Origin of the sequence: Ligilactobacillus sp. UO.C109 (genome assembly GCF_026847815.1) — a bacterium.
GTDB classification, from domain to species: domain Bacteria; phylum Bacillota; class Bacilli; order Lactobacillales; family Lactobacillaceae; genus Ligilactobacillus; species Ligilactobacillus salivarius.
Map to the genome: position 1 here is coordinate 1 of NZ_JAPSFH010000002.1, position 203 is coordinate 203.

Sequence of the window (203 nt, forward strand, 5' to 3'; positions counted from 1 at the left end):
GAGGAACTTGTACTCAAGGATTCGCTCAAGGAACTTGATGTGCTTAAGCTTTCGCTTAAGGATGAGCTTGTACTCAAGGATTCACTCAACGAACTTGATGTGCTTAAGCTTTCACTTAAGGAGGAGCTTGTACTCAAGGATTCACTCAACGAACTTGATGTACTTAAGCTTTCGCTTAAGGAGGAACTTGTACTCAAGGATTC

The 203-nt window shown here is 41.9% G+C and carries 1 protein-coding gene; it reads left to right on the forward strand.

The window, feature by feature from the left end:
- The coding region (locus OZJ21_RS00010) for a hypothetical protein (protein WP_442916301.1) at positions 1-203 on the forward strand (203 nt) is incomplete at both ends.